Source organism: Staphylococcus sp. HMSC055A09, from assembly GCF_001809655.1.
GTDB classification, from domain to species: domain Bacteria; phylum Bacillota; class Bacilli; order Staphylococcales; family Staphylococcaceae; genus Staphylococcus; species Staphylococcus capitis.
Map to the genome: position 1 here is coordinate 1 of NZ_KV798366.1, position 428 is coordinate 428.

General features: G+C 54.4%; 4 tRNA genes. All 4 read left to right on the forward strand.

Annotated elements, in window-relative coordinates:
• Positions 1–43 precede the first annotated feature (43 nt).
• Positions 44–126 (forward strand) — tRNA-Leu (locus tag HMPREF2642_RS05030).
• 3 nt (positions 127–129) lie between these two features.
• Positions 130–204 (forward strand) — tRNA-Gly (locus HMPREF2642_RS05035).
• Positions 205–211: 7 nt separating this feature from the next.
• Positions 212–300, forward strand: a tRNA-Leu gene (locus HMPREF2642_RS05040).
• A 15-nt stretch (positions 301–315) separates the two neighbouring features.
• Positions 316–389 (forward strand) — tRNA-Arg (locus tag HMPREF2642_RS05045).
• Positions 390–428: the final 39 nt, after the last annotated feature.

Genomic DNA, 428 nt, shown 5'->3' on the forward strand with positions numbered 1-428 from the left:
GAGGGTCAGAGGTTCGAATCCTCTATGGCTCACCATTAGATATGCGGGTGTGGCGGAATTGGCAGACGCACTAGACTTAGGATCTAGCGCCTTCACGGCGTGGGGGTTCGACTCCCTTCACCCGCATATGCGGAAGTAGTTCAGTGGTAGAACACCACCTTGCCAAGGTGGGGGTCGCGGGTTCGAATCCCGTCTTCCGCTCCATTATTTTGCCGGGGTGGCGGAACTGGCAGACGCACAGGACTTAAAATCCTGCGGTGAGAGATCACCGTACCGGTTCGATTCCGGTCCTCGGCACCATCTTTTATATTGTATGCGCCCGTAGCTCAACTGGATAGAGCGTTTGACTACGGATCAAAAGGTTATGGGTTCGACTCCTATCGGGCGCGCTTATTCTACGGGAAGTAGCTCAGCTTGGTAGAGCACTT